Source organism: Gallionella capsiferriformans ES-2 (assembly GCF_000145255.1).
GTDB lineage: Bacteria > Pseudomonadota > Gammaproteobacteria > Burkholderiales > Gallionellaceae > Gallionella > Gallionella capsiferriformans.
Genome location: NC_014394.1, coordinates 3,123,930 through 3,150,243, shown reverse-complemented (window position 1 = coordinate 3,150,243; position 26,314 = coordinate 3,123,930). Strand labels below are relative to the sequence as shown.

Sequence of the window (26,314 nt, the reverse complement as noted above, 5' to 3'; positions counted from 1 at the left end):
TGCAATCCTAATGGATTGCGAGTCTGCCGGCTAAAAGGTGGAGTGAGAAATGGCTGGCAGTAAAGAAATCCGCACGAAAATCAAGAGTGTAGAAAATACACGAAAGATTACACGCGCCATGGAAATGGTTGCCGCTGCCAAGATGCGCAAGGCACAGGAGCGCATGCGCGCGGCCCGTCCTTATGCAGAAAAGATCCGTGCAGTGGCGGCTCACTTGTCCCGCGCCAATCCTGAATACAAGCATGCCTTCCTGGTTAAGCGTGATGACATCAAGAAGGTTGGCGTGATTCTGATTACCTCGGACAAGGGATTGTGCGGCGGTTTGAACAGCAATTTGCTGCGTCTCGTGGTTGGTCAAATGAAGACCTGGGACTCAGAAGGCAAGAAAATTGCAGTTTGCGCCATCGGCAATAAGGGGCTTGGCTTCATGAATCGCATGGGCACTGAGATCAAGTCTAACCTGACAGGATTGGGCGATGCACCTCATCTGGCCAGTTTGATCGGTGCTGTTAAGGTGATGCTGGATGCCTATGTTGCAGGTGAAATCGATGCGATCCACATTTGCTACAACCATTTCGTCAACACCATGAAGCAAGAACCTTGCGTCGAGCAGTTGTTGCCGTTGAGTGGCGAACAGTTGGGCGTACCGCAGGGCAGTTGGGATTATATTTACGAACCTGACGCGAAAGTCGTAATCGACGAGTTGTTGTTGCGCTACGTCGAATCTCTGGTTTATCAGGGCGTCGTGGAAAACATGGCTTCTGAACAGAGTTCGCGTATGGTTGCAATGAAATCCGCATCTGACAATGCTAAAAGCGTCATCGCTGACCTTAAACTGGTCTACAACAAGGCACGTCAGGCTGCAATTACCCGTGAGATTTCCGAGATTTGCAGCGGAGCGGCGGCAGTAGGCTAATTGTAGGACTGTAGGTTTTATACAGCGATAACACCAAAATTAATTTAGATGGGGAAATCCAAATGACTCAAGGTAAGATTGTTCAGTGTATTGGTGCGGTGGTTGATATTGAATTTCCGCGCGACCAAATGCCTAAGGTTTACGATGCGCTGACGCTGCAAGCAGCTGCAGGCTCTATCGTAGAAGCCGGTTTGACTTTCGAAGTTCAGCAGCAATTAGGTGATGGCGTCGTTCGTACGATCGCTATGGGATCATCCGACGGTCTGCAGCGCGGTATGGCTGTAGTTAACACTAACGCTCCAATTTCTGTGCCAGTTGGCGCAGGTACTCTAGGTCGTATCATGGATGTACTGGGTCGTCCTATCGATGACGCAGGCGAAATTCCATGTGAAGAGCGTCGTCCGATTCACCAGAAGGCACCAAAGTTCGACGAACTTTCACCTTCAGTGGATCTGCTCGAAACAGGTATCAAGGTGATCGATCTGGTTTGCCCGTTCGCTAAGGGTGGTAAAGTTGGTCTGTTCGGTGGTGCGGGTGTGGGTAAGACCGTCAATATGATGGAACTGATCAACAACATCGCCAAGCAACATAGTGGTTTGTCAGTTTTCGCAGGTGTTGGTGAGCGTACCCGTGAAGGTAACGATTTCTACCACGAAATGAAAGATTCAAACGTTCTGGACAAAGTATCCATGGTGTTTGGTCAAATGAACGAACCGCCTGGTAACCGTCTGCGCGTAGCGTTAACCGGTCTGACTATGGCTGAAAAGTTCCGTGATGAAGGCCGTGACATTCTGTTCTTCGTAGATAATATCTACCGCTACACACTGGCCGGTACCGAAGTGTCAGCGCTGTTGGGTCGTATGCCATCCGCTGTAGGTTACCAGCCAACACTGGCTGAAGAAATGGGCCGCTTGCAAGAGCGTATCACTTCAACCAAGGTAGGTTCGATCACATCTGTTCAGGCCGTTTACGTTCCTGCGGATGACTTGACTGATCCGGCTCCTGCTACAACGTTCTTGCATCTGGATTCAACCGTTGTTCTGTCTCGCGACATCGCATCCCTGGGTATCTACCCAGCTGTTGATCCGCTGGATTCTTCTTCTCGTCAACTGGATCCATTGGTTGTGGGCGAAGAGCATTATTCAGTTGCGCGTCGCGTTCAGCAAAACTTGCAACGCTACAAAGAATTGCGCGACATTATCGCCATTCTGGGTATGGATGAATTGGCGCCTGAAGATAAGCTGGCTGTAGCTCGCGCTCGTAAAATCCAGCGTTTCTTGTCACAACCTTTCCACGTTGCTGAAGTATTTACCGGCAGCCCAGGCAAGTATGTGACACTGAAAGAAACGATCAAGGGCTTCAAGGGTATTGTTGATGGTGATTATGATCATCTGCCTGAACAAGCGTTCTATATGGTTGGCGGCATCGAAGAAGCAGTCGAAAAAGCCAAGACACTCTAAAAATAGGTGACAGCCATGGCAATGACAGTACACGTCGACGTAGTAAGTGCGGAGGAGTTGATCTTCTCCGGACTTGCTGAAATAGTCATCGTACCCGGAGAAATGGGTGAGCTGGGGATTTATCCTCGCCACACCCCTCTGTTGACTCGTATCAAGCCTGGTTCTGTAAGAATTCGTCGCCCTGACCAGGCCGAAGAAGAGCTGATCTACGTGTCCGGTGGGATGCTTGAAGTTCAACCCGACGTCGTGACCATCCTTTCAGATACCGCCATTCGTGGCAAAGATCTGGATGAGTCGCGTGCGTTGGAAGCGAAGCAGGCCGCCGAAGAAACGATGAAAAATCGTACTTCGGATCTTGATTACGCACAGGCTGAATCAGAACTGGCGCAAGCGATTGCTCAGTTGCATATGATTCATCAGATCCGTAAGCAAGTTGGTCACTAGCAGCAAGTCTTGTGGTAAATAAAAAAGCAGCTTCGGCTGCTTTTTTTACGTCCAGAATTTATAAGAAAATTCTGGGTGATAACATCATAAAGTCTTAGGGGCAGTTGACAGTAATCGTTTGGTATAATCGAAAAAAAATTAAGGCATCCTATGTCATCTCTCAACATTGTAATTCTCGCAGCCGGAAAGGGCACGCGCATGTACTCGGACAAACCAAAAGTCCTTCATGCGCTGGCTGGAAAATCGCTGGTAGGTCGCGTACTTGAATGCGCACAGACGCTCGCCCCACAAAATATCATTGTGATTTACGGGCATGGCGGTGAGGCCGTACCGGCAGCGCTTAAGAATAGGGGCGCCGAATTTGCGTTACAAGAACCTCAGTTGGGGACAGGGCACGCCGTGCAACAGGCGATGCCACTCTTAAATGATGAGAGTCAAACACTGGTTCTATATGGTGATGTGCCACTGATTCAGCATTCGACTTTACATCAGATGCGACAGGCGGGTTCAGGGCTGACGCTGCTGACGGTCAATATGGATAATCCCGCAGGATACGGTCGAATTGTGCGCAATGAGCAGGGGGCGGTCACGGCGATTGTCGAGCAAAAGGATGCAACTGAGGATCAACTGCTTATCCGCGAAGTGAATACCGGCATTCTGCTCGCGCCAACCCGCGATCTGAGAAGGTGGCTGGCTGCATTGCGCACCGATAATGCACAGGGCGAATACTATCTGACCGATATCGTGGGCATGGCTGTTGCCGATGGGGTTGCTGTGCACACGACACAACCCGGTTTTGATTGGGAAGTGCACGGCGTTAACAGCAAGTCGCAATTGGCAGTTTTAGAGCGCACCTGGCAGCAGGTTGAGGCGCAGCGTCTACTGGCTCACGGCGTCACGCTGGCCGATCCTGCAAGACTGGATGTTCGGGGTACGCTCGTCTGCGGTCGCGACGTTGAAATTGATGTCGGATGTCTCTTCGAAGGAGCCGTCAATTTGGGCAGCAACGTGCAGATCGGCGCCTATTGCATCATTAAAAACGCCAATATCGCTGATGGCACGCAGGTCGCGCCCTACAGTCATATCGATTCAAGCACGGTTGGCGCAGACTGCCGTATTGGCCCCTATGCGCGCATCCGCCCCGGCTCAACGCTGCATGCTGAGGTTCACGTTGGCAATTTTGTCGAGATTAAAAATAGTGAAATTGACAAGGGCAGCAAAGCCAATCATTTAAGCTATATTGGTGACACAAATATTGGTCAGAGGGTCAACATCGGGGCGGGAACCATTACCTGCAATTACGATGGCGCGAACAAATTCCGTACAATCATCGAAGACGATGTGTTCATCGGCTCAGACACGCAGCTGGTTGCGCCCGTCACGATCGCGAAAGGCTCAACCATCGGTGCCGGGTCAACGATTACGCGCAATACTCCGGAGGGTGAACTGACCCTGTCGCGCAGCAAACAATTATCCATTCCAGGCTGGAGTCGTCCGGTCAAAAACAAACCGGTGAGTAGTTAGTGGCTAATGGCGAATATGGCTGCCGATTGACCACTTTCAACTTACCACCAACAATTTACCGGGTTATATATTATGTGTGGAATCGTAGGCGCAGTAGCACAACGTAATGTTGTTCCAATTTTGCTCGAAGGATTGCAACGGCTTGAATATCGCGGGTACGACTCCGCAGGGCTGGTTGTTGTTCGCGAGGGTGAATTGGAGCGCGTACGCAGCACGGGTCGGGTTGCTGAACTGACCGAGCGCAGTGTCAATACGGCGGGAACGCTGGGTATCGCACATACGCGATGGGCAACGCATGGCGTACCGAGCGAGAGAAATGCACACCCGCATGTCAGCAAGAGTCTCATCGGCGTAGTTCACAACGGCATTATCGAAAACTATGAGTCTTTAAGAACACGCTTGACGGCGGCAGGTTACGAATTTACTTCGGATACGGACACGGAAGTGATCGCGCATCTGGTGCACAGTCACTATGTGACAGGCGTGTCGCTGCTGGAAGCTGTGCGCGCATCGCTGACGGAACTTGTTGGTGCCTATGCGATCGGCGTTGTGGCGGCCGATAATCCGGACCAGTTGATCTGTTCGCGTCGCGGCAGCCCGTTACTGATGGGGATAGGGATCGGTGAGAACTTCATCGCATCCGATGTATCCGCGCTACTGCCGGTCACGAGCAAGGTGATCTATCTCGAAGAGGGGGACGTCGTCGAAATCGAGCGGCTGAGCTACCGGATCTATAATGCGGCTGGCGCACTTATCGAGCGCCCGGTGCAAATCAGCGAGATCAGCAATGAAAGCGTCTCGCTGGGCAATTATCGCCACTATATGCAGAAGGAAATTCACGAACAGCCGCAGGCCATCGCGGATACGCTCGAGTCCGTCTGCAACAGCCAGTCTATCGTGCCCGGCATCTTTGGCGCAGAAGCCGCCGCTTCATTTGCCCAAATCGACAGCATTTTGATTCTTGCCTGTGGAACAAGCTATCACGCGGGTCTCGTCGCGCGCTACTGGCTCGAAGAGATCGCCGGTATTCAATGTACCGTCGAAATCGCCAGTGAATATCGTTACCGCACCAGTGTCCCGAATCCTAAGACGTTGGTGGTGGTGTTGTCTCAATCGGGCGAGACAGCGGATACGCAAGCGGCTTTGAATCATGCGATCGCACTGGGACATCACCATACGCTGGCCATTTGCAATGTGCCGGAAAGCGCGCTGGTTCGTCTTGCAAAGTTGCGTTTCCTGACGCGCGCGGGGCCCGAAATCGGTGTCGCATCGACTAAAGCATTTATCACGCAACTGGTGGCTTTATTCCTGTTGACGCTGGTGCTAGCTAAACAGCGCAATCGCCTGACTCCTGAGTCCGAGCAGGAGCATTTGCATGCGTTACGCCATTTGCCTGCTGCGACGCAAAAGGTACTCAATCTGGAGCCTAAGATTGCCAAACTTGCCGAACAGTTCGCCAATAAGCATCACGCCTTATTTTTAGGGCGTGGCTTGCATTATCCGATCGCGCTGGAAGGTGCGTTGAAGCTGAAAGAAATTTCCTATATTCATGCTGAGGCTTATCCCGCCGGTGAACTCAAGCACGGACCGCTGGCGCTGGTCGATAAGGACATGCCGGTCATTTCGGTCGCGCCTAACGATGTGCTGCTGGAAAAACTCAAATCGAATCTGCATGAAGTGCGTGCGCGTGGCGGCGAGCTGTACGTGTTCGCCGATGCGGATACGCATATTCGAGAAGAGGATGGCGTGCACATCATGCAAATGCCCGAACACGCAGGCTATCTGAGTCCGATTTTGCACACGATACCGCTGCAGCTACTGGCTTATTATGTTGCGTTGCAAAAGGGCACTGACGTTGATAAACCGCGCAATCTGGCAAAGTCGGTGACGGTCGAATAAATTTCGTTTGCGGAATACCAACTTATTCTGCGCAATTAAAGTCGTAAATAGGTTATTAAAGTCGTAAATAGGATATTAAAGTCGTAAATTGAAGGGGGGGGGTGAATTTCATAGCTGGTGTTTGCCGGCCACTGAAGTTTGCCCCCTTCGTGCCGTTTAGCCGGAGCGTTGAAGAAGTCAGCTATTCGGCCATAAGAGACACTGATGAATTGCTGAAATAGCTGATTGATTGTTCTGAATGGTTGTCCGCTTCACTTTTAACAGCGGTCGTTCAAAACTAAGAATCGGGGGCGATTCAAACCATACAAGGGATTAATCACACAACGAACTTAAGTCTCAACCTTTCCCTGCCAACCATTCTCCAAACCTTCGTGCCGGGTGCCCGAGAGACAGCGTATCGCGCCAGATTACATAAAGTTCTTTACGCAGATTACCGCCTTCGAGTGCAATGGGAACCAAGGTGCCGGATTGGACCTCCTCGGACACAGTGCCAACCAGTACGATCGACACTCCCAGCCCCGCTTTCACCCACTGCTTCACAGCATCGGTAGATCCCAGTTGCATACCGACAGACAAGCCACTCTCCCCGCTTCCAAAGTAATCAGTAAGTATCCGACCTGTTCCCGTACCCGGCTCGCCGCCGAGCAGGGGAACACCCATCAGGTCCCCGTGAGAAAGGCTATGTTTATCGGCCCAAGGGTGACTCGGCGGAACGATAACGACCAGTTCTTCCTGCCGCCACGGGCGAGCTTCGTAACCCTCGCGACCGTCCCACCATTCCATTACAGCGACGTCGATATCTCCCGAATCAAGTTGCTGCGCAATGGACGGATTCTTGTCTATGCGGACATCCAGTTGTGTTTTCGGTGTTTCCTGCAGGTCCAGAAAATCCTTCACATACCCAGACAGTAGATAAATACCTATATTGCTGCTCGCCCCGATGACTACAGGCTTGCTCAGGAAGATGCCGGCGGCATTCGTGCTCAGTCTCAGCAGATTCTCAGCATAGGGCTTGAACGCCATCCCTTCCGTCGTCAGACGGCAACCCGCAGCATCCCGCTCGATCAGTCGTGCCCCGAGTTGCATCTCGAGCTTCTGCATCTGTTGCGATATCGCGCCCTGGGAAAGACTTCTTTCTCGCGCACCGGCGCGGAAGCTGCCATGTCGGAAGATGGCGAGAAAGCTCGCCACCTGATCTAGGTTCAAGGTACTCAGACCGCCACCTTGTCCAGCGGATGGTTGATCGCCCCTTGCGGAATCTGCCCTTTGAGCACTTGCAGAATATTGGTCGCAGCTTCCATCTCGATTGCCAACCGCACCGTATCCACGGCAGAGCCAATGTGAGGTGTGAAAAGCGTAAGCTCCGTGTTGGACAACAGGCGTTCAGAAATAGATTCTGGACGGTCCGGTCGCATCCATTCTTCCAGTTCGAACACGTCAGCTGCATAGCCCGCCAGCTTGCCGGAATCGAGAGCATCGGCTACTGCTTTCTCATCGACCACCGAGCCACGGCAGGTATTCACCAGATAGGCTCCTGGCTTCATAATCGACAGTGATGCCGCATTGATCATATGCAACGTATCTTGCGTGTAGGGCACCATGGGCACCACATAGTCGCTCTCGGCCAACAACTGCACCAACCCCACCTTGCGCAACCCCAAGCGCGCCTCGAGCTCAGGTGGCAACGGTTGCGGGTCGGTGTAGAGCAGTTCCATCTCGTAACCCTGCAGGCGAGCGGCTATAGCGCGACCGACCGCGCCCATGCCGATGATGCCAAGTGTGCGACCTGTCAAGCCTGCGCCATACAGCATAGGACGCCATCCAGTGAATTGTCCTGAACGCACGAAGCGGTCGCCCTGCAGGACTTTACGCGTCAGGCCGATCAACAGCCCAACGGTCAGTTCTGCGGTCGGGATGGTCAGCAGGTCGGGGACGTTGGTTATGCGGACCCCTCGGCGTGTACAGGCCGCCACATCATAGTTGTCATATCCCTTGAGCGCGCAGGCGACCAATCGCAATTGCGGACATTCTGCGAGGAACGCGTCATCTATGCTGTCCGGCATGAAGGTCATGACCGCGACCGCATCACTGCACCGCTTGATTATCTCTTCGCGACTCAGCCGCTCACGCGTTTCGTTGGCAACAACATCGCAATGAGGTCTAAGCATGTCCAGTGTCTGCGGATGCACCCAACTGGTAATGACGATTTTCGGTTTCATCTTGTCTCCAATTATTTAAAACGTTTCCTGAGATATCCGCTGAAAGCATCCACGAGCGTAACCATGACCAAGATCACAAGCAATATTGCTGACACATCTTGGTATTGCATGATGCGCAAGGACCCCATCAGTTCGAAGCCTATCCCTCCCGCCCCAACCATTCCCATCACCGTGGATGCACGGAAGTTGTATTCCCATCGGTAGATGGATGTGTCGGCGAGCTGCGGTAGCACTTGCGGCAATACCCCATGTAGCAATACCTGTAGCGGCGACGCACCTGCTGCACGTGCTGCTTCTATCGGTGCTGGATCGGCATGCTCAATCGCTTCGGCGAAGAATTTGCCAACCATGCCGATCGAATGAAGACCAAGTGCAAGTACGCCGGGCAGTGCGCCGAAGCCGACTGCCGCCACGAAGATGATGCCAAGTATCAACTCTGGTATGGAACGCAAGGTATTCAACAAGCCGCGCGCCATTTGATAGACCAGCGGATGCGGAGAAGTGTTCTGTGCAGCCAGAAAAGCCAGCGGCAGCGAGAAAGCAACCGCCAGCGCAGTGCCCGCAATACTCATGGCCAGCGTGTCCAACAGCGGCTTCCACCAGTTGGCGACCTCATTGAAGTTCGGCGGCATCATTTCGCCGACCAGACTGAACAGGCTCGGCACACCTTCCGAGAGACGCTCTGCATCGAATAGACCGACGTAGTGCGCACATATCAGGATGACCAGCATGGCTGCGCCGAAGCGCAGCGCGTTGTACATCCAGTCGCGCTGAGCTTCGTCGAGCAGTTGGTCGTATTGACTGTTATGGTCGCTCATATACTGTTTTCGATTAGAACTTGGACAAATCTATCTTCAGCAGATGACCCAAATCGCGCACGACATCGTAGTGCTTGTCGGTAATCACGTCGAAGCCGTCCGCCTTGAAGGGTTTGAGGATGGCCGGATCCTTGATGTCCAAGAACGCCTGGCGAATCTTCTCCTTCAACTCTGGTTTGAGATTGGAGCGCATGGTCCACGGATATTGCGGGAACGGTTTGGAATACTCGAGCACTTTTACCTTGTTGCCATCGATGATTTTGCGCTCGACCAGCGACTCGAAGATTGGACGGCTCAGACCACCGGCCTGTGCATGACCATTCTGCACGGCCATTGCGACAGCATCATGCGAACCGACGAAATGCTCGTTATAGTCGCTGCCAGCAAGTAAGCCCTTCTCGGCCAGCACGGACTTGGGAATCAGATGGCTAGAGGTGGAAGCTTTATCGCCATATGCCATGTTCTTGCCCTTGATGTCCTCAATCTTATTGACACCAGCCTCGACGTTTCCGATGACTGCGGATTGATAGGTCGTGCTCCCCTTGCTCTTGAGCGCAACGAATGGCTCGATATTGCTCTTCTGACGGGCCAGCACATAGGAGAGCGGGCCAAAATAGGCCAGATCAAGACGACCGTGGCGCATCGCCTCAATCATCGACGAGTAGTCTGTGGTGACGATCAGTTCGATCTTCTTGCCCAGCGTCACCTCAAGATATTCCTTCAGCGCCTGGTTGTTCTTGATGATGGTGCCGGCGTTCTCGTCCGGCAGCAGAGCCACCTTGAGAGTATCCGGATCGGCTTTGGGCGCGGCCTGTGCTCCGAACGGAACGGACAGCGCGGCAAGCAGGGTAAGCAGTTTTAGCATTCGTTTCATGATTCACTCCTCGTTGATGGCTAGTTGGGTAAATGAAGGTAAAGGGGGCACGGGTATTTCTTCTCGGCCACTGGTTGGCGCCTGATCGTAGATATCCTGCAACAGGGCGTCACTCAGTTCGTTCGGTGAGCCGTCGTAGACGACCCGACCATGTGCGATGGCAATGATCCGGTCGGCGAATTCACGCGCCAGATCGACTTGATGAAGACTCACCACTGTCGTGATGCCATCTTCAAGGCAAATATGCTTCAGTTGCGACAACACACGACGCGAAGTTGCCGGATCTAGGCTGGCAACAGGTTCGTCCGCCAGCATCAAACGTGGCTGCTGCGCCAATGCACGCGCGATACCAACACGCTGCAGTTGACCTCCGCTCAAACGGTCAACCCGCTCGGTGGCCTTTTCCAGCAAACCAACACGCTCCAGACATTCAAGCGCGATATGCTGTTCAGCACGGGGCAATGGGAACATGGAACGCAGGGTGGTGTGATAGCCGATACGGCCAAGAAGTACGTTCTGTAGCGCCGTATGTCGCCGGATTAGCTGATGCTGCTGGAAGATCATGCCGGTACGACGCCGGTGTAGTCTGAGGGCTGCAGCAGTGTCGACAACCCCAACATCTTGAACATGAATAGAACCCGTTGTCGGACGAGTAAGCATATTGAGACAGCGAAGCAACGTCGACTTACCCGCGCCCGAAGCGCCAAGCAGGACATTAAATTCACCGCGCTTGAAACTCAGCGAGGTCGGATGCAGCCCGATCGCATCGGCTCCATACCTGACGGATACATTTTTGAGTTCGATCACAAGTCACCCCCACAAGCCTTGATGACGATTCATATTTCGAATCGTCTCGCCATTAAGTTAAGAATTTCTAAACAGTGCGAATGCTAGGAGATGAAAGTGACAGAGAGATTACGGAGAGATGAATTATTTTGTCTGCCTTCTAGAAGACGAATTACGAAGGCGGGCCATTGAGGGAAAGAAGGCCACTGAGCATCCGCCATCAGGAAATCTATATGACTGCTTGGGGTTAGCAAGCTACGGCCAAGCATCATCAAACTCTTAGTTTTGAACGACCGCTGTCAGGAGTGAAGCGGACCACCCTTTAGAATTCTCAAGCAGCCTTCTCAGCAATTCCCCAGCGTCTCTTATGGCCGATAACCGGGCGCTCATGTCAATCTTCTGGAGTGAAAGGTGTGACTTATTTCAATAAATCTATTAGTTCGACTCCGACGGCATTGGCAAGACATTCCATGTTATCGATTGAAATATTTCTCTCGCCACGCTCCACTGAGCCTACGTAAGTTCGGTGCAAACCGGATTCTTCAGCTAGATCTTCCTGTGACCACTCGCGTCTGAGCCTAGCTTCTCTAAGGTTTTTTGAAAACCTGAGTCGCGCTGATATTTTCTGTTTGGTAGTCATGAAGGTACATATCGTTGATATGCAGGATGATGCATAACTTGACGACTTTAGGTCGACAGACTATAAGTAGCTATTGATGCGAGAGTAACAATCAAAATATTCAGGTTAAAAATTGAGTGCGTTCTTAGGGGGCTGAATGGCTAAAACAGATATAAATATAAGCGGGAAAGTTTTGCTGTCTATGGCTGCAACTTTTCTTGGGACCCTGCTCATCTTTTGGGCTACCGGTCAAAATGAAAGAGCCTTCAACCCGACCTTAACCAAAATTACTTTGACAACAGCTGGTTGTGAGTATGTCCAACGTCAAACGGGGTTGCCTGAAAAACCTGTTGGAAATATTGGATCATGCGAGGTAGATGCCAGCTTTACACAATATCGCCTTAGTAGTGGCGGTACGATTTTTTATGGCAATGATGATAGTGAGTCGCTGGATATCTCAGAGAGTCAGGTTGTCGGAACGATTAAGTTGCCTGAAATACCAAATAAACCGTGGACCCACAACCAAAAGGTGTCAGTCTGGCAATTGGCACTTTCATATATTTTTACGCTATCGAACTTTATTTTCATCGTTGTTCAACTTAATAAAACAAAGAGTAAAAGTGAAAATTGATCTGACGACCGGCTTTATCTTGATGGGTGCCATCATTTCAGCAGGGGCAATTGGAATGTGTGCTTTTGCAATCTGGCTGTATCACAAAGATGGTGGCACACGATCAACAAAAATTATTTTTCGGGATGCGCTTACTGTTTACTTTGCGCCGTTAACATCAATCTGGAAATGGATGGGGAGGTAAATTTCATGCTTGCCAGCTTTATAAAAGGGTTTTATCAGGGTGTGATGGACTTCAGGCGCATTTATGTCGGATATTTTGCACCGATAATTGCCGTATTTAGGCTGGTTAAAAAACGCTCATGGAATTATTTACGCCAAATTCGTGTTGCATATCGTTATGCGTTTTGGGGCGTGAAGGTTCGGGGCCGAGTGTGATTTTACATACTGCGCAGATAAGTTGAATAGTCCCGGTCAGCTTTTCGAATCGTCACCGTTGCTTAACTGGCTGCCTGATGAGACATTTTTCAGCTGGGTCAGTCGAAATCATCGCTTGTGGGGGCATGATGCAGATTGGCGGACGAGCCAGTTGCTCTTTGGCTCGCGGCAGGCCGGAATTCATCACGACTTGCCAAATGGCCTTGGCATTTTTTCTGAAAGAACTGCTAATCAACTTGGAACTGCCGAGGCAATTGCGCGCGAGCGAACCCTGCTCAGATACTACGGTAGATTTTTATCGCCCGGAGATGAGCAAGAGGCCGTACTGGCATTGTCCGGCAATAGTGTTGCACATTTGAAATTTCGGCTAGGGTTGCTGACCAGCCGGTTTCGCGCGCATCATCCCCTCAAAGCCTGTACCGCATGTATGGCGATGGATGTCCAGGAACATGGCTGGGCATACTGGCACTTGCAGCACCAATATCCCGGGGTATGGTGGTGCAATACCCACGGCATTCCTTTACGGGAATCACTACTCAAATCTACCGGGGTTGATCGATTCTTGTGGCATCTTCCCTGTCTTGATTCACTGCGTGAGTTGCCGTCAGAAATTAGCCATCCGACAGAGGCAATGCTAACAAGTTTGTCCTCTCTGGCTAAAACAGCAATTGAGCTGGTTGCTGGAACACGCCCTTGTGAGCTTGAGCCCGATTATCTGTATCGCGCCTACCGTGCAGAATTAACGCAACGAGGCTGGGTGACGGAGGGCGGAAGTCTTCGTCTCTCAATCATCGCGGCCAACTTTCTGGAATATGCACGGCAGACTCGTTTGATTCCTGAGTTGGGCGCATTTCCCGCAACTATTCAGGAATCAATGGCGCAAATTGGCCGACTGCTGCGGCCTATGCGTAGTGGGGCGCATCCTCTCCGGCACATTTTAATTATTGATTGGCTGTTTGGTGATGCGGACTCACTCCTTCGTTTGTATCGAGCATTGCCCCGAGATTTGGCCCCTGCGGCTGATGATACAAAGTCTGAAAACGCCTGCATGAATGAAGGCGATAAATTTGCCGAGCTTAGTGTCAAGCTAATCCAGTTAATGAAAACGGAGGGGAAGTCGGCGCGTGCCACTGCACAGCAGCTAGGGGTGGATACAGCAACCGTCATGGTCTGGGCTGCAAAATGTGGCATCAAAGTATCGAGGCGACCTAAGATTTTGAAGGAAGAGATCCGAGCATTACTGATCGCAAGCCTTCGTGGCGGTATGGATAAGGCTGAGGCCGCTAAAACCTATGGTATCTCAATCGTCACGGTTACTCAGGTGTTGCGCAGTGAGATCGGTCTGCATGAGGCATGGAAACAATGTCGGCAGGGGCATGAGAGAGAAAAAGCGCGAAAGGGATGGCGCGTGCTGATGGCAGAGCATGGGAATATTGGAATCAAACTGCTCCGTAGCCTGAATCCCGCTGTCTATGCCTGGCTCTACCGTAATGACCGGCCCTGGTTACAGCAAAATCTACCTATACGTGGCGTGAGTAATCCCTCGGTAGGTGGTGCGAGAATTGATTGGGATCAGCGCGATATTGCACTTAGCGGGGCGGTGGAGGCGGCGGCGCTGGCTATCAGTTCGACAAATGGGCGATCTGCTATCCAGTTATGGCAGCTCTATCAGCAAGTGCCGGAGCTAAAAGCCAAGCTCTCGGTGTTGGATCGGTTGCCACTGACACAGCGGGTCATTGAGCGCGCACTGAATCGGCGGTCAGCCAAATCGCAAGCAGATGACTTATTGACCTGAAGTTCGGGCTATATTTTTTTACGCTTGATATGCATTTATTCATTGTGATATTCTTAATGCATGATAACTCCAGATTTAAAATCACGCGCAATGCGTGCAGCCCATACATGCCGGTTGCACGGCATCACGCAGGCAGAAATTGCTGAGGCCGTTGGTGCCAGCCAGCCTCAGGTTAGCCGCATTCTGAAAGCGCAGGGACTTCGGGCATCAAGGCTCTTTGAGGAAGTCTGTCTGTATGTGGAGCATTTTGAGGGTGGTGTGACGGATGATGCCGTTCGTGCCAATGAGGAGTTGATTGGTGCGTTGAAAATGACTTGGGATGGATCAGCCTCACATGCGAAAGCCCTGTCTGCTGTGATCAGGTCGCTTGCCGTACTGGGATCGCCGCGAGATTCAATGCCGACAACGCCGGTAGGGGAGGGCGGATGCTGATCAGACCTTCTCCCTATCCAGAAGAATTGGATCGAGGCTATCTGGGGCGCGTGATGCGGGAAAATGGAAAGGCCACTGAAAAAGATGCCGTGACATTAATGGGCATTTGGGCCGGTGTCGCCGATAAAACTCGGCGAGAAGTATCGTGCTTGGAGTTGCTCAGCAAAGTCGCGGGTAGTGAACTGTCCATGTTCGTGAAACAGCATACAACACTTCCATTTCGGCGCGGGATTACGTCATACCATCCTGATTTGCCACATGGAGGTGAGCAACAGCGCTCTATGCTGTGGACAACGGGTATGCAGTTGGCCAGAACAGGGGCATATTTTTGTGCAGAGTGTGTACATGAAGATCAGGGATTTCATGGGCAGAGCTATTGGCGGCGGGAACATCAGATACCAGGAATGCTGTGGTGTTCGAAGCATGCAACACCGCTAAAATATACCAAGCATGAGTCTGCCTTTCTGTTGTCGCCAGCTGCGCAGTTCCCGCATTGCGTAACTGTTGATGAGAAATGGGTAAAACAGGCGTTTAACAATAAGGCGATACAGCGTTACAACGAGATTTGTTGCAACCTATTGGATACGCGGAAACCCTATGACGTGAAATATGTGTCAGAAGTTTTGAAGGAGAAGGCATCTGAGCGTGGTTATCAGACACATGGTGGCAAAGTTAAATCTCCTCTTTTAAGTGATGACGTTATTCATGCTTTTGGGCGGAAATGGTTGGCCACGGTGTTGCCCGCACTTGCGGATAAGCCTGAAGGGAGCTATCTGAGCCAGATGGATGGGGTGCTGCATTTGAAGACTTCCGCATCTTCTACCAGTGTCTATGTCCTAGCCTTAGCAGTTCTATATGAATCCGTGGATATGGCCTTGAATGCGCTAGAGTCATCATCATCTGTTATGATTACAAGGACTCGTCAACCGTCACCTCAATTCACTCGTGATGAATTACTTGAGGCGTATATTCAAGGGCGGGGGAATTATCCTATCATTGCGGCAAGCTTGTCGGTCAGCACCCCGACCATTACGTTCAAGCTGGCGGCCGTCGGGCTTCCTAATCTGGCTAAACAGACGATATTCAGGGCAGCGTTAGCGTTTTATGTTGATAAGCAATCGGTACAAGCTAGTACTGAAAAGGGAAATATCAGCGTAGCGGCGATGGAAGAGTTGATCCGCAATGCCGGATGTGATTTGACTCGCGCCCTTCAAGCCATGCAGCGGCCAGTAGGGCGGGGGACGGGGGTTCGCCGTGCCAGGCAACTTACGCCGGGCGAAGCAAGTTCGGCTACGGGCCCGGTGGCCACTAAGTTCAGTCCAAGACTTCGTCCTGAACAGCTTCGGGCGCAGGAGCTTCGCGCAAGAGCCGAAGAAGCATGCCTAGCTTAGCGTTGAAATAGCCATCTCACGCCACAGCTTGCTCGACCAGCACATCAGCCAGCTTCTGCTGCAATCGGCTGGCATCCGTGATGCGGGATTTCAATTGATCGCACAACCCCATCAACTCATCGACCTTGGCGATAATGCGGTGCTGCTCGGCTAATGGCGGCATTGCGTACAAGTAATTACGTATTATTCCTAGTGATACAAAAGACTGCACAGCACCTGTAGATTGCTCGCGCATAGCAACCGCTGCAATAAGTAAATATTTCAGCAGGTAATTCATATCACAGATATTGTTTGAATATGGCTTAAACAACGCCATGTTCTTAATACTAAAATCAGTATCGATATTTACAATAACGGGGTTACCTATGCTCCCAATCATTGCAAATAAAATATCGCCTCTCTTAACAGCTGACCTATCTTTTATTTTCAAATGATCCGCTTCAGAAATATATTTAATATCAGAGAAGTCGAGAATTCCAGTTGAAATGTTTTTACTTGTTATAAGCGGGAAACCAATATCACAATATTTTGGAGTATCGTGCGTCCCATCTCTAACATCGAAAACCTCTTGCAGCTTTACCCACTGCCACGTATTTGGCAGCTCGAACGGTTTTTCATCATCCGTAATCGGCGGCAAAGGCTTGTCTTTCTTCATCTTACCTTCGGCAATCAGCTTGACCTTTTCAGCATGAATGCGTTTGAGCAGTTCGCTGGCGGGTTCTTCGTTTACATCTTGCGGGACGAGTTTGCCCATCACAGCCAATTGCAGCAGGGTTTGCTTGAGCGCGTCGATGCTGGCGTCCGTTGTGAACAGCGTATCGAAATACGCAGCGATGCGCTGCCAGTTGGCGCTAAAGTCTTCTGCGCTTTGCGACTGTGTGAGCGTGCCGAGCAGGTGGCTCACCAGTTTTTCGTGCGCGTCGGCGGCGTTGCTGTGCTGATTTTCCAACTGGTCGCACAGCGCCATCAACTCATCAACTTTCGCGGCGATTCGGTGCTGCTCGGCCAGAGGCGGCAAATACACAACAATCTTTTCCATCTTTTCTTTGGTCATGTGTATCATCATCACACCATGACCAGCTGCCTTTATTTTCTGTGTCTGCTCAAGTAGAAAAGTATAAAGATAACGCTTGTAAAGAAGATCGCCACCGTACAAATCAAGCTTCCATATGTGATAGTGATATATCGCCTTGTCACCATCCCAAATAAACGGCCCAAACGATGCTGACCATGCAAACAATAAGTCACCCTTATTACAGTATTTATCCTCTTCCAAAATAAGATCTGAGTAATACCAATGCTCAGAAGTAAATAAATTACCGACCCGAAGTACTGGGGTTCCTGCGTCAATCAACTCTTCTTTTTTATATGCTCGCCCATTCAGCACATTAACAAGGTCAGCGAATCGAACCCACTCCCACCCCTTAGGCAGCTCAAACGGCTTTTCATCTTCAGTTATCGCCGCCAGCGGTTTATCTTTCTTAATATTACCTTCGGCAATCAGCTTCGCCTTTTCCGCCTGTATGCGTTTGAGCAGTTCGCTGGCGGGTTCGTCATTCACATCCTGCGGCACCAACTTGCCGCGTACCGCCAGTTCCAGAATCAGCTCACGCAGTTTCTTGATGCCATACACGCTGCCCGCATTGCCGGACGCACGACCACGACCCGATTTCTTCTCAGTCTCCGCTGCCGTCCAGATATCGATATGATCGGTCAACAGTTGCTGAATGGCACTCATGCCTGCACCTCGCGATTCAGCGCCTCTCCCAGTATGGTTTTCAACTGGTTACGCAATGCGGCGATGTCAGACTGCATGGCGGCGTACTGCGCCAGCAACACATCAGGATCGTGAATTTCCTGCTCGCCCACATGCGGGTTCTTGCAATCTAGGTTGTAATTGCGTGCCTTGATATCGTCCAGACTGACTTTCCACGCCTGTTCATTTTCGACGCGATGCGCAAAACCATCGGATTCCACACCCCACCATGCCGCCTCAACATCAAATTCCTCGATTTTCATCGGTTTGGTTTTGTTGTAGCTCTTCACGCCTGCCGGATACGGATGCTCATAGAACCAGATGTGCTGCGTCGGCGCACCCTTGCTGAAAAACAGTAGATTGGTCTTGATGCCGGTGTAGGGCGCGAACACGCCATTGGGCAGACGCACGATGGTGTGCAAATTGCACTCTTCCAGCAGCTTTTCCTTAATGCGGGTCTTGATGCCTTCGCCGAACAGAAAACCATCCGGCAGAACGAGAGCTGCACGACCACCGGCTTTGAGCAACTGCATGATCAGTACCAGAAACAGGTCGGCAGTTTCACGGGTACGAAAGGCTGCCGGGAAGTTGGTTTCGATGCCGTCCTCTTCCATGCCACCGAACGGCGGATTGGTGACGACCACATCGACACGCTCTTTCGGCGTCCAGCTGATCAGCGGGCGTGCCAGTGTGTTGTCGTGGCGGATATTGCTCGGCACATCGATGCCGTGCAGGATCATGTTGGTGGTACACAGCAAATGCGGCATCGGCTTCTTCTCGATACCGAAGATGCTGGCCTGCAATGCAGCTTCATCGTCCACCGTTTTCACATCCTGACGGCGGATATGCTCAATCGAGCAGGACAGAAAACCGCCAGTGCCGCAGGCCGGATCCATCACCTTTTCACCCAAACGCGGATTGGTCATGCGCACCATGAATTCGGTGACGGCGCGCGGTGTGTAAAACTCACCTGCATTACCCGCCGCCTGCAAGTCGCGCAGCAACTGTTCGTACATATCGCCGAACAGATGACGCTCCTGCGCCTTGTTGAAATCCACGCCCTCCTGAATCTTGTTAACTACCTGACGGATCAGCTGACCGGACTTCATGTAGTTATAGGCGCCCTCAAACACCGAACGAATCACATAGGCACGCTGATCGCCGCCACGGGCTTCCAGTTGCTGCAAGGCAGGAAACATCTCGTTATCCAAAAACTGCTTGAGCGCCTCGCCGGTCATGCCCTCAGGGTTGGCCGCCCAGTTGCGCCAGCGATAGGCTTCAGGCAGAGGCGACTGGTAATTGTCCTGCAACAGCTCCCACTCGCTTTCACGGTCATCGAAGATTTTCAGAAACAGCATCCAGACCAGCTGGCTCAAACGCTGTGCGTCGCCATCGACACCCACGTCTTTGCGCATGATGTCTTGAATGGATTTAATAGTCGAAGAAATACTCATAATTTACAATGTGTTATCTTGCGCTCTTGTCGCGTGCGTTTAGTTTTAAATCAGGCGTAGAGATGTTCTTCCAGCTCATGAAGGGCTGCCATATAGGCGGGTTTGCCACCAAAGGCTGACACCAGCTCACTGGCTGTACCCATATTTTTGAACGGGTCGAGCGTGAGGATTTTGATGTCTTCGATATTTTGTATGCCGGTATCAGCATATTTTTCCAGCAGGGTTTCCAGAACGCGGCGTGCCTGCTCGCCGTATTTGGTAAAGTAATTGCGTTTCTTGACTTGTTCTGCGCGTTCACGGCGCGTCAATGGCGGCTGGTCGAAAGCGACGTGACAGATCAGATCGAAGGCATCGAAATCCTTGCCGACCTCATCCGCCAGCGGCTCCAGAAGCAGGCCGTGTTCTTCCAGCTCTTTCAGAATCGCGGCTTTGCGGTCTGCTTTGTTCCAGCTCAACAGAAAATCATTCAGCGACGAATAATCGCGGCGCACAGTGCTGCGGGTGTAATCCTTGAGCGATTCGGTAATCAGCTTGCCATCGGCACTGAGATATTGCACGCGTTCAGACAACACATACACCGTGACGTCGCCGATTACATATTTCACGCGGCCAGTACCCGGCTCGGTGATCGTGCCTCCACCCGTATCATTCGGCGCACCAGCTTCGCTATCATCCCCAGCTGGTGGTTCTTCGGGTGGTACGGGCGGCTGATCCGGTTCCGGTTCATAAATCACAATCGGCGGGCCATCGAACGCCTCGTCGGCGAACAGTTCGGTCGCCTTCTTGAAATCCATGATGGTGAACCAGTATTTGTCGTAGTCCTCGTTGATGCGGGTGCCGCGACCGATCATCTGCTTGAATTCGGTCATCGACTTGATATGCTGATCCAGTACCACCAGCTTGCAAGTTTGCGCATCGACACCGGTCGTCATCAGCTTGGATGTCGTGGCGATCACCGGATAGCGTTCTTCCGGATTGATAAAGTTATCCAGCTCAGCCTTGCCCTCGATCTCATCGCCGGTAATGCGCATCACATATTTGCGGCTTTCCTTCACCCGTTCAGGATTGAGATTGACCAGCGCCTGACGCATGCGTTCGGCGTGATCGATGTCATCACAGAACACGATGGTCTTGGCATAGGGGTCGGTCGCCGTCAGATACTCGGTGATTTTACGGGCGACCAATTCGGTACGCTTTTCCAGCACCAGCGTGCGATCCATGTCGATCTGGTTATAAATCCGGTCTTCAATCATCAGGCCGTTCTTGTCGGCCTGACCTTTATTCGGACGCCAGCCTTGCAGATCCTTGTCGATGTCGATACGCACCACTTTATAGGGCGCCAGAAATCCGTCGTCGATACCTTGCTTCAGCGTGTAGCTGAAAACCGGTTCGCCGAAGTAATAAATACTGGAAACATCACGAGTTTCCTTAGGCGTAGCGGTCAGTCCGATGTGGGTAGCAGAGGAAAAATAGTCGAGAATCACGCGCCAGGCAGAGTCCTCGGATGCGCTGCCGCGATGGCACTCGTCGATTACGATCAGATCGAAGAAGTCCGGCGAGAACTGCTTGTAGATATTCTGATCTTCTTCGCTGCCGGTGACCGCCTGATACAAGGACAGATAAATCTCGTAGCTCTTGTCGATCTCACGTTTGCTGATCTTGGTCATCGCCGCGCCAAGCGGCTTGAAGTCATTGTTCTTGGTCTGATCGACCAGAATGTTGCGGTCGGCCAAAAACAGGATGCGTTTCTTGGTACCCGACTTCCACAGTCGCCAAATGATCTGAAACGCGGTATAGGTTTTGCCGGTACCGGTCGCCATGACCAGCAGAATGCGTTGCTGCTCACGGGCCACAGCTTCGATCGTGTTGTTAATGGCATTCGCCTGATAGTAGCGCGGCGCACGACCCAAACCATCATCGTAATACGGCATTTCAACCGTTTTGAGCGCCTGCTCGGTCGCAATGCCCTTCCATAAGCAATAGCGTTGCCACAGCTCGGCGGGAGATGGGAACTCGTCCAGCCTTAATTCGCGCTCGGTTTGATCCGCCAATCCTGTGCGATCGTGAAACAAAAAACCATTACCGTTGGAACTGAACACGAATGGCACGGCCAGCGTCTCGGCATAGTTCAGCGCCTGCTGCATGCCGGAGCCAACGCCGTGGCTGTTGTCCTTCGCCTCGATGACGGCCAGCGGAATATTGGATTTGTAGTAAAGGATGTAGTCGGCGCGCTTGAGTTCGCCCCGTGTATGCAACTTGCCGCGCACGATGATGCGCCCCTTGGTAAAACTGACTTCCTCACGAATCTGAGTGAACAAATCCCAACCGGCCTGAATGACAGCGGGGGTTATGTATTTAGTGCAGATGTCGCGTTCGGAGAGGCTTTTTTTGTCAGTCATAGGGCGGGAATATCCAGATCATTCGAGCATCGTGCATGCTACCAGTTTTTAAGGTCATCGTAATCTAATCAGAGAGATCCAACCGTAGACCAAAATGTTTCAAAAAAGCCATCATCAAGCGCAATGAGATCCTCATATCTGGACATACGCTTTGGATCCTTACTGCGCAGTGCTGCAATGGCAGGGGCAATGGGAGCCAAATAAGTGGCTGCTGCGCGAATGAAGTCGTCAGTCCTTAAGTCGTCCTCCTCTCTTTCAAACGCGATTCGATGGGCGGCAATCCACAGCGCGATGATGATTCGTGGAACGCCTCCAGTAAGCTCGATGATCAGTGCGGCAAATTCGGAGTTTACTTCCAGACGCTTTTGCACGAATTGATAATTGCCGAGTGGCACCAAAAATACCTTGTAGAACGACGTACTTTCTGCATTTTCAAAAATAGGAAACGGATGATAACCCGAGGATACAACGCGTTCAGTATTGCTTAGCCGCTTGTTTAATGCCCCGATTCCATCTGGAGTGCCCGAGAGCAGCACAGCCATCTGGCAGGTATTGGTCAGTGTTAGAATCCTCTTGAGGCACAGGTCCTCAATGATGCTTAATTCCAATCCTCCTGTTTCATTGGTTCGTTTTTTTCGTTTCTCGAGGCTTTGCAAGCGGAAGAAATTTTGTACTTCATCCAAATGAAGCAGTCCTAAAAAATGGCTGCTTGCGACTTGTTGCCACTCATCCAGCATTTTTGATCCTTCGCGCCGTTCCTTGGCAAGAGCCGCTTCAAATCGCGGAGGGGTACCAGGAGGGAAATGTTTGGCTATCGTCTCATCCCAAGCAATCATTAAGTTTGCAGCCAGATCTGACGCACGACCACTGGCGGGAACATCAATAGATTGCCACACAACTTGCTGATGTTTGCCGACGAAATGTGGGAATGTGTTGTGGGTTATGACCTGTTGAGGGTAGAGGTTTAATCCTCGTAATATGGCTTCAGTTTTGCCTGATCCAGAATGCCCCACGACAGCTGCTGCTGCCGCTGGTGCTCTGGGGGTTTTGTGAAGCAGAGGTTCTCCGCCTATCATTCCCCAAGTTTGAGCAGATTTTGGATCGCGGTAGCGGTAACTCGGTCGGATCATCAAATCAATGGTTTCTACGAGTCGTCCACCCTCCATAGAGGGTATATGAAAATCACGCAAGGTCATCAGTAGATGCATCCTGATGTGCTTCGGCACATTACTGATATTGCGAGGGGGGAATGGTGGTAAATACGTCAGCTTGGCTAAGGCTTGTTGCCGGGACAAAATAGGACCCAAGCCTTGCGTCAGAATATTACCCGCGTAGGGATCAAATGAACTTGAATCAGACATTTGGATCCTCCATGCCGTTCATCGCAGAAAAAACGGAGCTCATCATCTCCATATAGGCTGCATTCGCCTCATCGTTGTTGGAGTTCGATGCTGATTCGGCCTCAGACGCAGGCGCCGATGTTGGCGTGTGTTGAGTGGTGGAGGTTTCAAAGGTACGAGATTCAGTCATGGTCGGTTTGGCACCGCTGTAGCGCGCAAGCGCCTCGTCCGTTAGAATTTTTGCACTTGTAACGATTTCCTCGACCTTGCGTAACGACTGTAAGGCATAAAGTGTTTTGGCGTGTTGCACTTCTGCATTGCTTATCTTACCGTACATAAATGCATCGGCGACCTCGTCAAAAGTTAATTCCGGCGATGCCGTTGAGTAGTCTGAAATATTGAGATCTAGCAGGCCATTGGCGGTCGGATTAGGCACCCATATTTTAGAAACAGATCCCGGGAAGTGATTAGTGCCAATATCCCAGCCACCAAAATTTCTGGCATAGCCCGTCCACTGTTGTTCGTCGACAACGTCTGAGCCATATTGTCTGCCGGCGAACATCACACCGCTACGCGTCACACGGGCCTGTTCAGAGGGAAGTAAGTTTGTGATGAGTTCCGACAGCGGTATGTCGCGACGTACGCCGATTCCCATCTCATGCCCCCAGCGCCATAGGCCTGCAGGGCTTGGGAAAACGCCTGCCGCTTTCATGTGAGCATCCACTCGGTGAGTTCGATCCGCTGTCAGGTTATATTCGGAAAAAATGGTATAGAGATATTGTGTGTAATCACGGACGGTGAGTACCGCCTCATTGGGGTTGAACTTCCGCAGATCAAATTCCTTGCGGCGCATATCGATTGCCCCTGGTACAAACAAGAATTGACGATCTTTTTCTATGCGGTGCAATACTTCAACTAGCCCCTTTAGGTCGGGACGATAGGGAGGGGCATAGCTGAGGCAAGGAATCAGCTTTGCCCCTGTGATGCTGGCTCTCTTAGATAAATATTCGCCTCTGTCGCACATGAGCACGGCACACATCGTTGGTGAAGGGCTGAGTGACATCATTGGTTGATACCCCCAGAGCTCACCGAGAAGTTCGGGTGGAGCCGCAGAGCAAAACAGACTGACCTTGGCAGTATCCCAGCTAGGGCCGGTCAAACATACGTAAAAACCGACTATCGCTGTCGACCATACATCAACAATAATGTACACAATAGGGCGACCAATGATCCAGGCGCGGTTTACCGACGAACGCAGATACATATCACCTATCGTTGAATCAATAGCCCACGTGTGCCCCGGCCCCGCCACGCCCTGCCAATTTTTACCCGCGAGTCCTCTCTTGCTGCGCGCGAAGTGGCCTTTTGTTGTTTTTTCCAGCAGTCGTTGCAGTTTTGAAACTTCTGTTTCTAAGACACGACGAATTTGGCGATTATTTGGATACTCACCAAGTTTGGGATCAATCGCAACGAATTTGTTGCCATCCTGCCTGTATTTTTTGACAAATGAGCTAGCAATAATGAGATTAATTCGCGCCGGCATGTTGGGTTTTGGCGTTGCGATTTTCCTGTCGGCAGTCATAATTAGGCTCCGCCACTCGGCGCTCAGGCCCGGCTGTTGAGGTGGAATAATTTCGCCGTATGCTCTGGCAACACGCTGCTTGGTGGTCTTGGCACCTGCTTTTTGGCGGCCACCCGGATCGCATGGTCTGGCAATACCTTTGGCGCCACATCGATCTCGACGTGGGCGGAGGCTAGACTCGTGGAATCCAAACCTGCAAAGCGCAGAAAATAATTTATAAACAAGCGGTTTGCTGACACCAGAATTGGTGACAGCTTCATTAACGAGGCCACTTATATCTTTGCAGATGAGAATTTGTTCACGCAGATTATCAAAATCAAGAAACGCTTTCATGATTTCGCATCGCCTCTTAAATTGTTCCTCATCAGTTGGTGAAAGCAAAAATGATTCGATCTCAACCTGAATGTGCACAAGTAATTTCTTTTCATCCAACTCTTGAAGCTCAGCGCGATCCGCGCAAATCAATCTACCGACCAGGGGTGCTGGTGGTTTTTTGCGTGTGTTTTTCGTTGAGGTGAGTGCTTTGCGACCGCGGCGAGCTTGATTTTCAGCAAGTGAAGGGTCAAGTCGAACGATGATCGTCTGCCCGCGCTGAATTTCATCCAGCACAACGCGATATAAACCGGCATTCTCGCCAGCCAAAATTTTGAAGACGGCGTTATGCATCAGATCCATGATGACCTCCTGCCTGCGATGGGATTTAATGATAAGAATTCAGCGGCTGAAAGTAGCGTGACAGGGAGATGGGGGCGCCATCCTCGACGTAGATCTAAAGGAATTTTCCCGCACCAGACCGATTGCCAAAAAGTGCGCTTGGCATGATCATCATCGCCAAACCGCGCAGTAAGCTGCTCCAGAATATAGGTCAGTGAATGCCCCTGAAGCTCATGTGTTACAGCGTTTGCGATGCTGAGGTCCCTTTCTGGGACTACACCGCCTAACGCCCAAGGCATCGTGTCTCTCAAACGGAGGGCGACACGTTGATCAAATAATTCCGGTGTTATGAGTAGCCAGGTCACGCCCCGTGCCAGCCAATATTCTCGTTCAATATTCAAGAGCTCTTTTGTCCGCTTTTTTTTCAAATCGGCGCTAGGTTTAAATGCCACAGCTAATAGTTCTAGCTTATTGGCTGGTGTTCGTAATACCAAAATAAAATCGGTTGTCATGACCCATTCAGATGACAGACCTTTCTCATTTGTTTTAGGGTGCTTATATCCGAGGCGTTTTGCAATTTCTAAAGTTCCAGGATGGCGGGATGGAGGCGTGTCAGCACGATGTGCAGCCATTTCGTGCTGACCATCTTCGAGGGATAGTGGGAACTGCTCCGTAAGATCGACCAAGTTTTTCATTGAAACTGCAAAAAACAGGCCTACCCACTCCCCATCGCTTAAAAGTTCCCTTTGTCTACCATGCCACATCTGCAGATGAGAACGTCCGCAGCTGGAAGGGTCGCTGCGACCCACACGATGCCAAGGTATATAGTTCTCAAAAGTTCCTGTGCCACGGCCAATCTTGAAGAAACGGGCTAGGACGGTTGGGGTAAATCGTTTAGTAGTGCGCATGTGAATCTCCATTTTTAGGGACGATCAGTCCCGCG

Annotated in this window: 23 protein-coding genes; 11 read left to right on the top strand and 12 right to left on the bottom strand. The window is 51.3% G+C overall.

Features of this window, described 5'->3' with window-relative positions; genetic code table 11:
* Positions 1-49: 49 nt before the first annotated feature.
* The 5 genes from atpG to glmS all read left to right on the top strand — a co-directional run bounded on the left by atpG (position 50) and on the right by glmS (position 6,243).
* Positions 50-916, top strand: coding sequence for a F0F1 ATP synthase subunit gamma (gene atpG / locus GALF_RS14625; protein WP_013294828.1), 867 nt, complete (start codon positions 50-52; stop codon positions 914-916).
* A gap of 62 nt (positions 917-978) precedes the next feature.
* Complete coding sequence (atpD, locus tag GALF_RS14620; RefSeq protein ID WP_013294827.1) at positions 979-2,376, top strand: F0F1 ATP synthase subunit beta; 1,398 nt, start codon at positions 979-981, stop codon at positions 2,374-2,376.
* 15 nt (positions 2,377-2,391) lie between these two features.
* Entirely contained in the window at positions 2,392-2,820 is a 429-nt protein-coding gene (locus tag GALF_RS14615) for a F0F1 ATP synthase subunit epsilon (protein WP_013294826.1), read from the top strand.
* A 150-nt stretch (positions 2,821-2,970) separates the two neighbouring features.
* A complete protein-coding gene (gene glmU / locus GALF_RS14610; RefSeq protein ID WP_013294825.1) occupies positions 2,971-4,344 on the top strand; it encodes a bifunctional UDP-N-acetylglucosamine diphosphorylase/glucosamine-1-phosphate N-acetyltransferase GlmU in 1,374 nt (457 codons plus the stop codon).
* Positions 4,345-4,416: 72 nt separating this feature from the next.
* Positions 4,417-6,243, top strand: coding sequence for a glutamine--fructose-6-phosphate transaminase (isomerizing) (gene glmS / locus GALF_RS14605; protein ID WP_013294824.1), 1,827 nt, complete (start codon positions 4,417-4,419; stop codon positions 6,241-6,243).
* A gap of 336 nt (positions 6,244-6,579) precedes the next feature.
* Here the strand turns inward: glmS and GALF_RS14600 are convergent, their stop codons facing one another.
* The 6 genes from GALF_RS14600 to GALF_RS15420 form a co-directional block, all read right to left on the bottom strand.
* Positions 6,580-7,434: a LysR family transcriptional regulator gene (locus tag GALF_RS14600; protein ID WP_223293771.1), complete on the bottom strand. Its 855-nt coding sequence runs from the start codon at positions 7,432-7,434 to the stop codon at positions 6,580-6,582.
* Positions 7,435-7,454: 20 nt separating this feature from the next.
* Positions 7,455-8,462 carry a phosphonate dehydrogenase gene (locus GALF_RS14595; RefSeq protein ID WP_013294822.1) on the bottom strand — a complete coding sequence of 336 codons (1,008 nt, stop codon included), beginning with the start codon at positions 8,460-8,462 and terminating at the stop codon, positions 7,455-7,457.
* 11 nt (positions 8,463-8,473) lie between these two features.
* A complete protein-coding gene (gene phnE, locus GALF_RS14590; protein WP_013294821.1) occupies positions 8,474-9,280 on the bottom strand; it encodes a phosphonate ABC transporter, permease protein PhnE in 807 nt (268 codons plus the stop codon).
* Positions 9,281-9,293: 13 nt separating this feature from the next.
* Entirely contained in the window at positions 9,294-10,154 is an 861-nt protein-coding gene (gene phnD, locus GALF_RS14585) for a phosphate/phosphite/phosphonate ABC transporter substrate-binding protein (RefSeq protein ID WP_013294820.1), read from the bottom strand.
* A 3-nt stretch (positions 10,155-10,157) separates the two neighbouring features.
* Positions 10,158-10,961, bottom strand: coding sequence for a phosphonate ABC transporter ATP-binding protein (phnC, locus tag GALF_RS14580; RefSeq protein ID WP_013294819.1), 804 nt, complete (start codon positions 10,959-10,961; stop codon positions 10,158-10,160).
* Between the two features lie 397 nt (positions 10,962-11,358).
* A complete protein-coding gene (locus GALF_RS15420; protein ID WP_013294818.1) occupies positions 11,359-11,580 on the bottom strand; it encodes a helix-turn-helix domain-containing protein in 222 nt (73 codons plus the stop codon).
* Between the two features lie 136 nt (positions 11,581-11,716).
* On the opposite strand from GALF_RS15420, the gene GALF_RS14575 reads away from it, so the two are divergent.
* From GALF_RS14575 to GALF_RS14555, 6 genes are read left to right on the top strand one after another with little or no spacing between them, the layout of a single operon-like run.
* Positions 11,717-12,190 carry a hypothetical protein gene (locus GALF_RS14575; RefSeq protein ID WP_013294817.1) on the top strand — a complete coding sequence of 158 codons (474 nt, stop codon included), beginning with the start codon at positions 11,717-11,719 and terminating at the stop codon, positions 12,188-12,190.
* Positions 12,180-12,374: a hypothetical protein gene (locus GALF_RS15625; protein ID WP_150102630.1), complete on the top strand. Its 195-nt coding sequence runs from the start codon at positions 12,180-12,182 to the stop codon at positions 12,372-12,374. The genes GALF_RS14575 and GALF_RS15625 overlap by 11 nt, the downstream gene beginning before the upstream one ends.
* Positions 12,375-12,379: 5 nt before the next feature.
* Positions 12,380-12,568 (top strand): hypothetical protein, encoded by a 189-nt coding sequence (locus tag GALF_RS15800; RefSeq protein ID WP_013294816.1) that lies wholly within the window; start codon positions 12,380-12,382, stop codon positions 12,566-12,568.
* 22 nt (positions 12,569-12,590) lie between these two features.
* Positions 12,591-14,363, top strand: coding sequence for a TnsD family Tn7-like transposition protein (locus GALF_RS14565; RefSeq protein WP_013294815.1), 1,773 nt, complete (start codon positions 12,591-12,593; stop codon positions 14,361-14,363).
* Between the two features lie 60 nt (positions 14,364-14,423).
* Positions 14,424-14,795, top strand: coding sequence for a helix-turn-helix domain-containing protein (locus tag GALF_RS14560; protein WP_041938111.1), 372 nt, complete (start codon positions 14,424-14,426; stop codon positions 14,793-14,795).
* Complete coding sequence (locus GALF_RS14555) at positions 14,789-16,186, top strand: TniQ family protein (protein WP_013294813.1); 1,398 nt, start codon at positions 14,789-14,791, stop codon at positions 16,184-16,186. Before GALF_RS14560 ends, GALF_RS14555 begins: the two co-directional genes overlap by 7 nt.
* A gap of 16 nt (positions 16,187-16,202) precedes the next feature.
* On the opposite strand, the gene GALF_RS14550 is transcribed toward GALF_RS14555, so the two are convergent.
* The 6 genes from GALF_RS14550 to GALF_RS14525 all read right to left on the bottom strand — a co-directional run bounded on the left by GALF_RS14550 (position 16,203) and on the right by GALF_RS14525 (position 26,279).
* Complete coding sequence (locus tag GALF_RS14550) at positions 16,203-17,924, bottom strand: restriction endonuclease subunit S (RefSeq protein WP_013294812.1); 1,722 nt, start codon at positions 17,922-17,924, stop codon at positions 16,203-16,205.
* Positions 17,921-19,396 (bottom strand): type I restriction-modification system subunit M, encoded by a 1,476-nt coding sequence (locus GALF_RS14545; protein WP_013294811.1) that lies wholly within the window; start codon positions 19,394-19,396, stop codon positions 17,921-17,923. The genes GALF_RS14550 and GALF_RS14545 overlap by 4 nt, the downstream gene beginning before the upstream one ends.
* 50 nt (positions 19,397-19,446) lie before the next feature.
* Positions 19,447-21,795 (bottom strand): EcoAI/FtnUII family type I restriction enzme subunit R, encoded by a 2,349-nt coding sequence (hsdR, locus tag GALF_RS14540; protein ID WP_013294810.1) that lies wholly within the window; start codon positions 21,793-21,795, stop codon positions 19,447-19,449.
* A 68-nt stretch (positions 21,796-21,863) separates the two neighbouring features.
* The gene (locus GALF_RS14535) at positions 21,864-23,156 is read right to left on the bottom strand and encodes an AAA family ATPase (RefSeq protein WP_013294809.1); all 1,293 of its coding nucleotides are present in this window, start codon (positions 23,154-23,156) and stop codon (positions 21,864-21,866) included.
* On the bottom strand, positions 23,149-25,392 hold the full coding sequence (locus GALF_RS14530; RefSeq protein ID WP_013294808.1) for a transposase: 2,244 nt from the start codon (positions 25,390-25,392) through the stop codon (positions 23,149-23,151). Before GALF_RS14530 ends, GALF_RS14535 begins: the two co-directional genes overlap by 8 nt.
* Complete coding sequence (locus GALF_RS14525) at positions 25,383-26,279, bottom strand: TnsA endonuclease N-terminal domain-containing protein (protein WP_013294807.1); 897 nt, start codon at positions 26,277-26,279, stop codon at positions 25,383-25,385. Before GALF_RS14525 ends, GALF_RS14530 begins: the two co-directional genes overlap by 10 nt.
* Positions 26,280-26,314 lie beyond the last annotated feature (35 nt).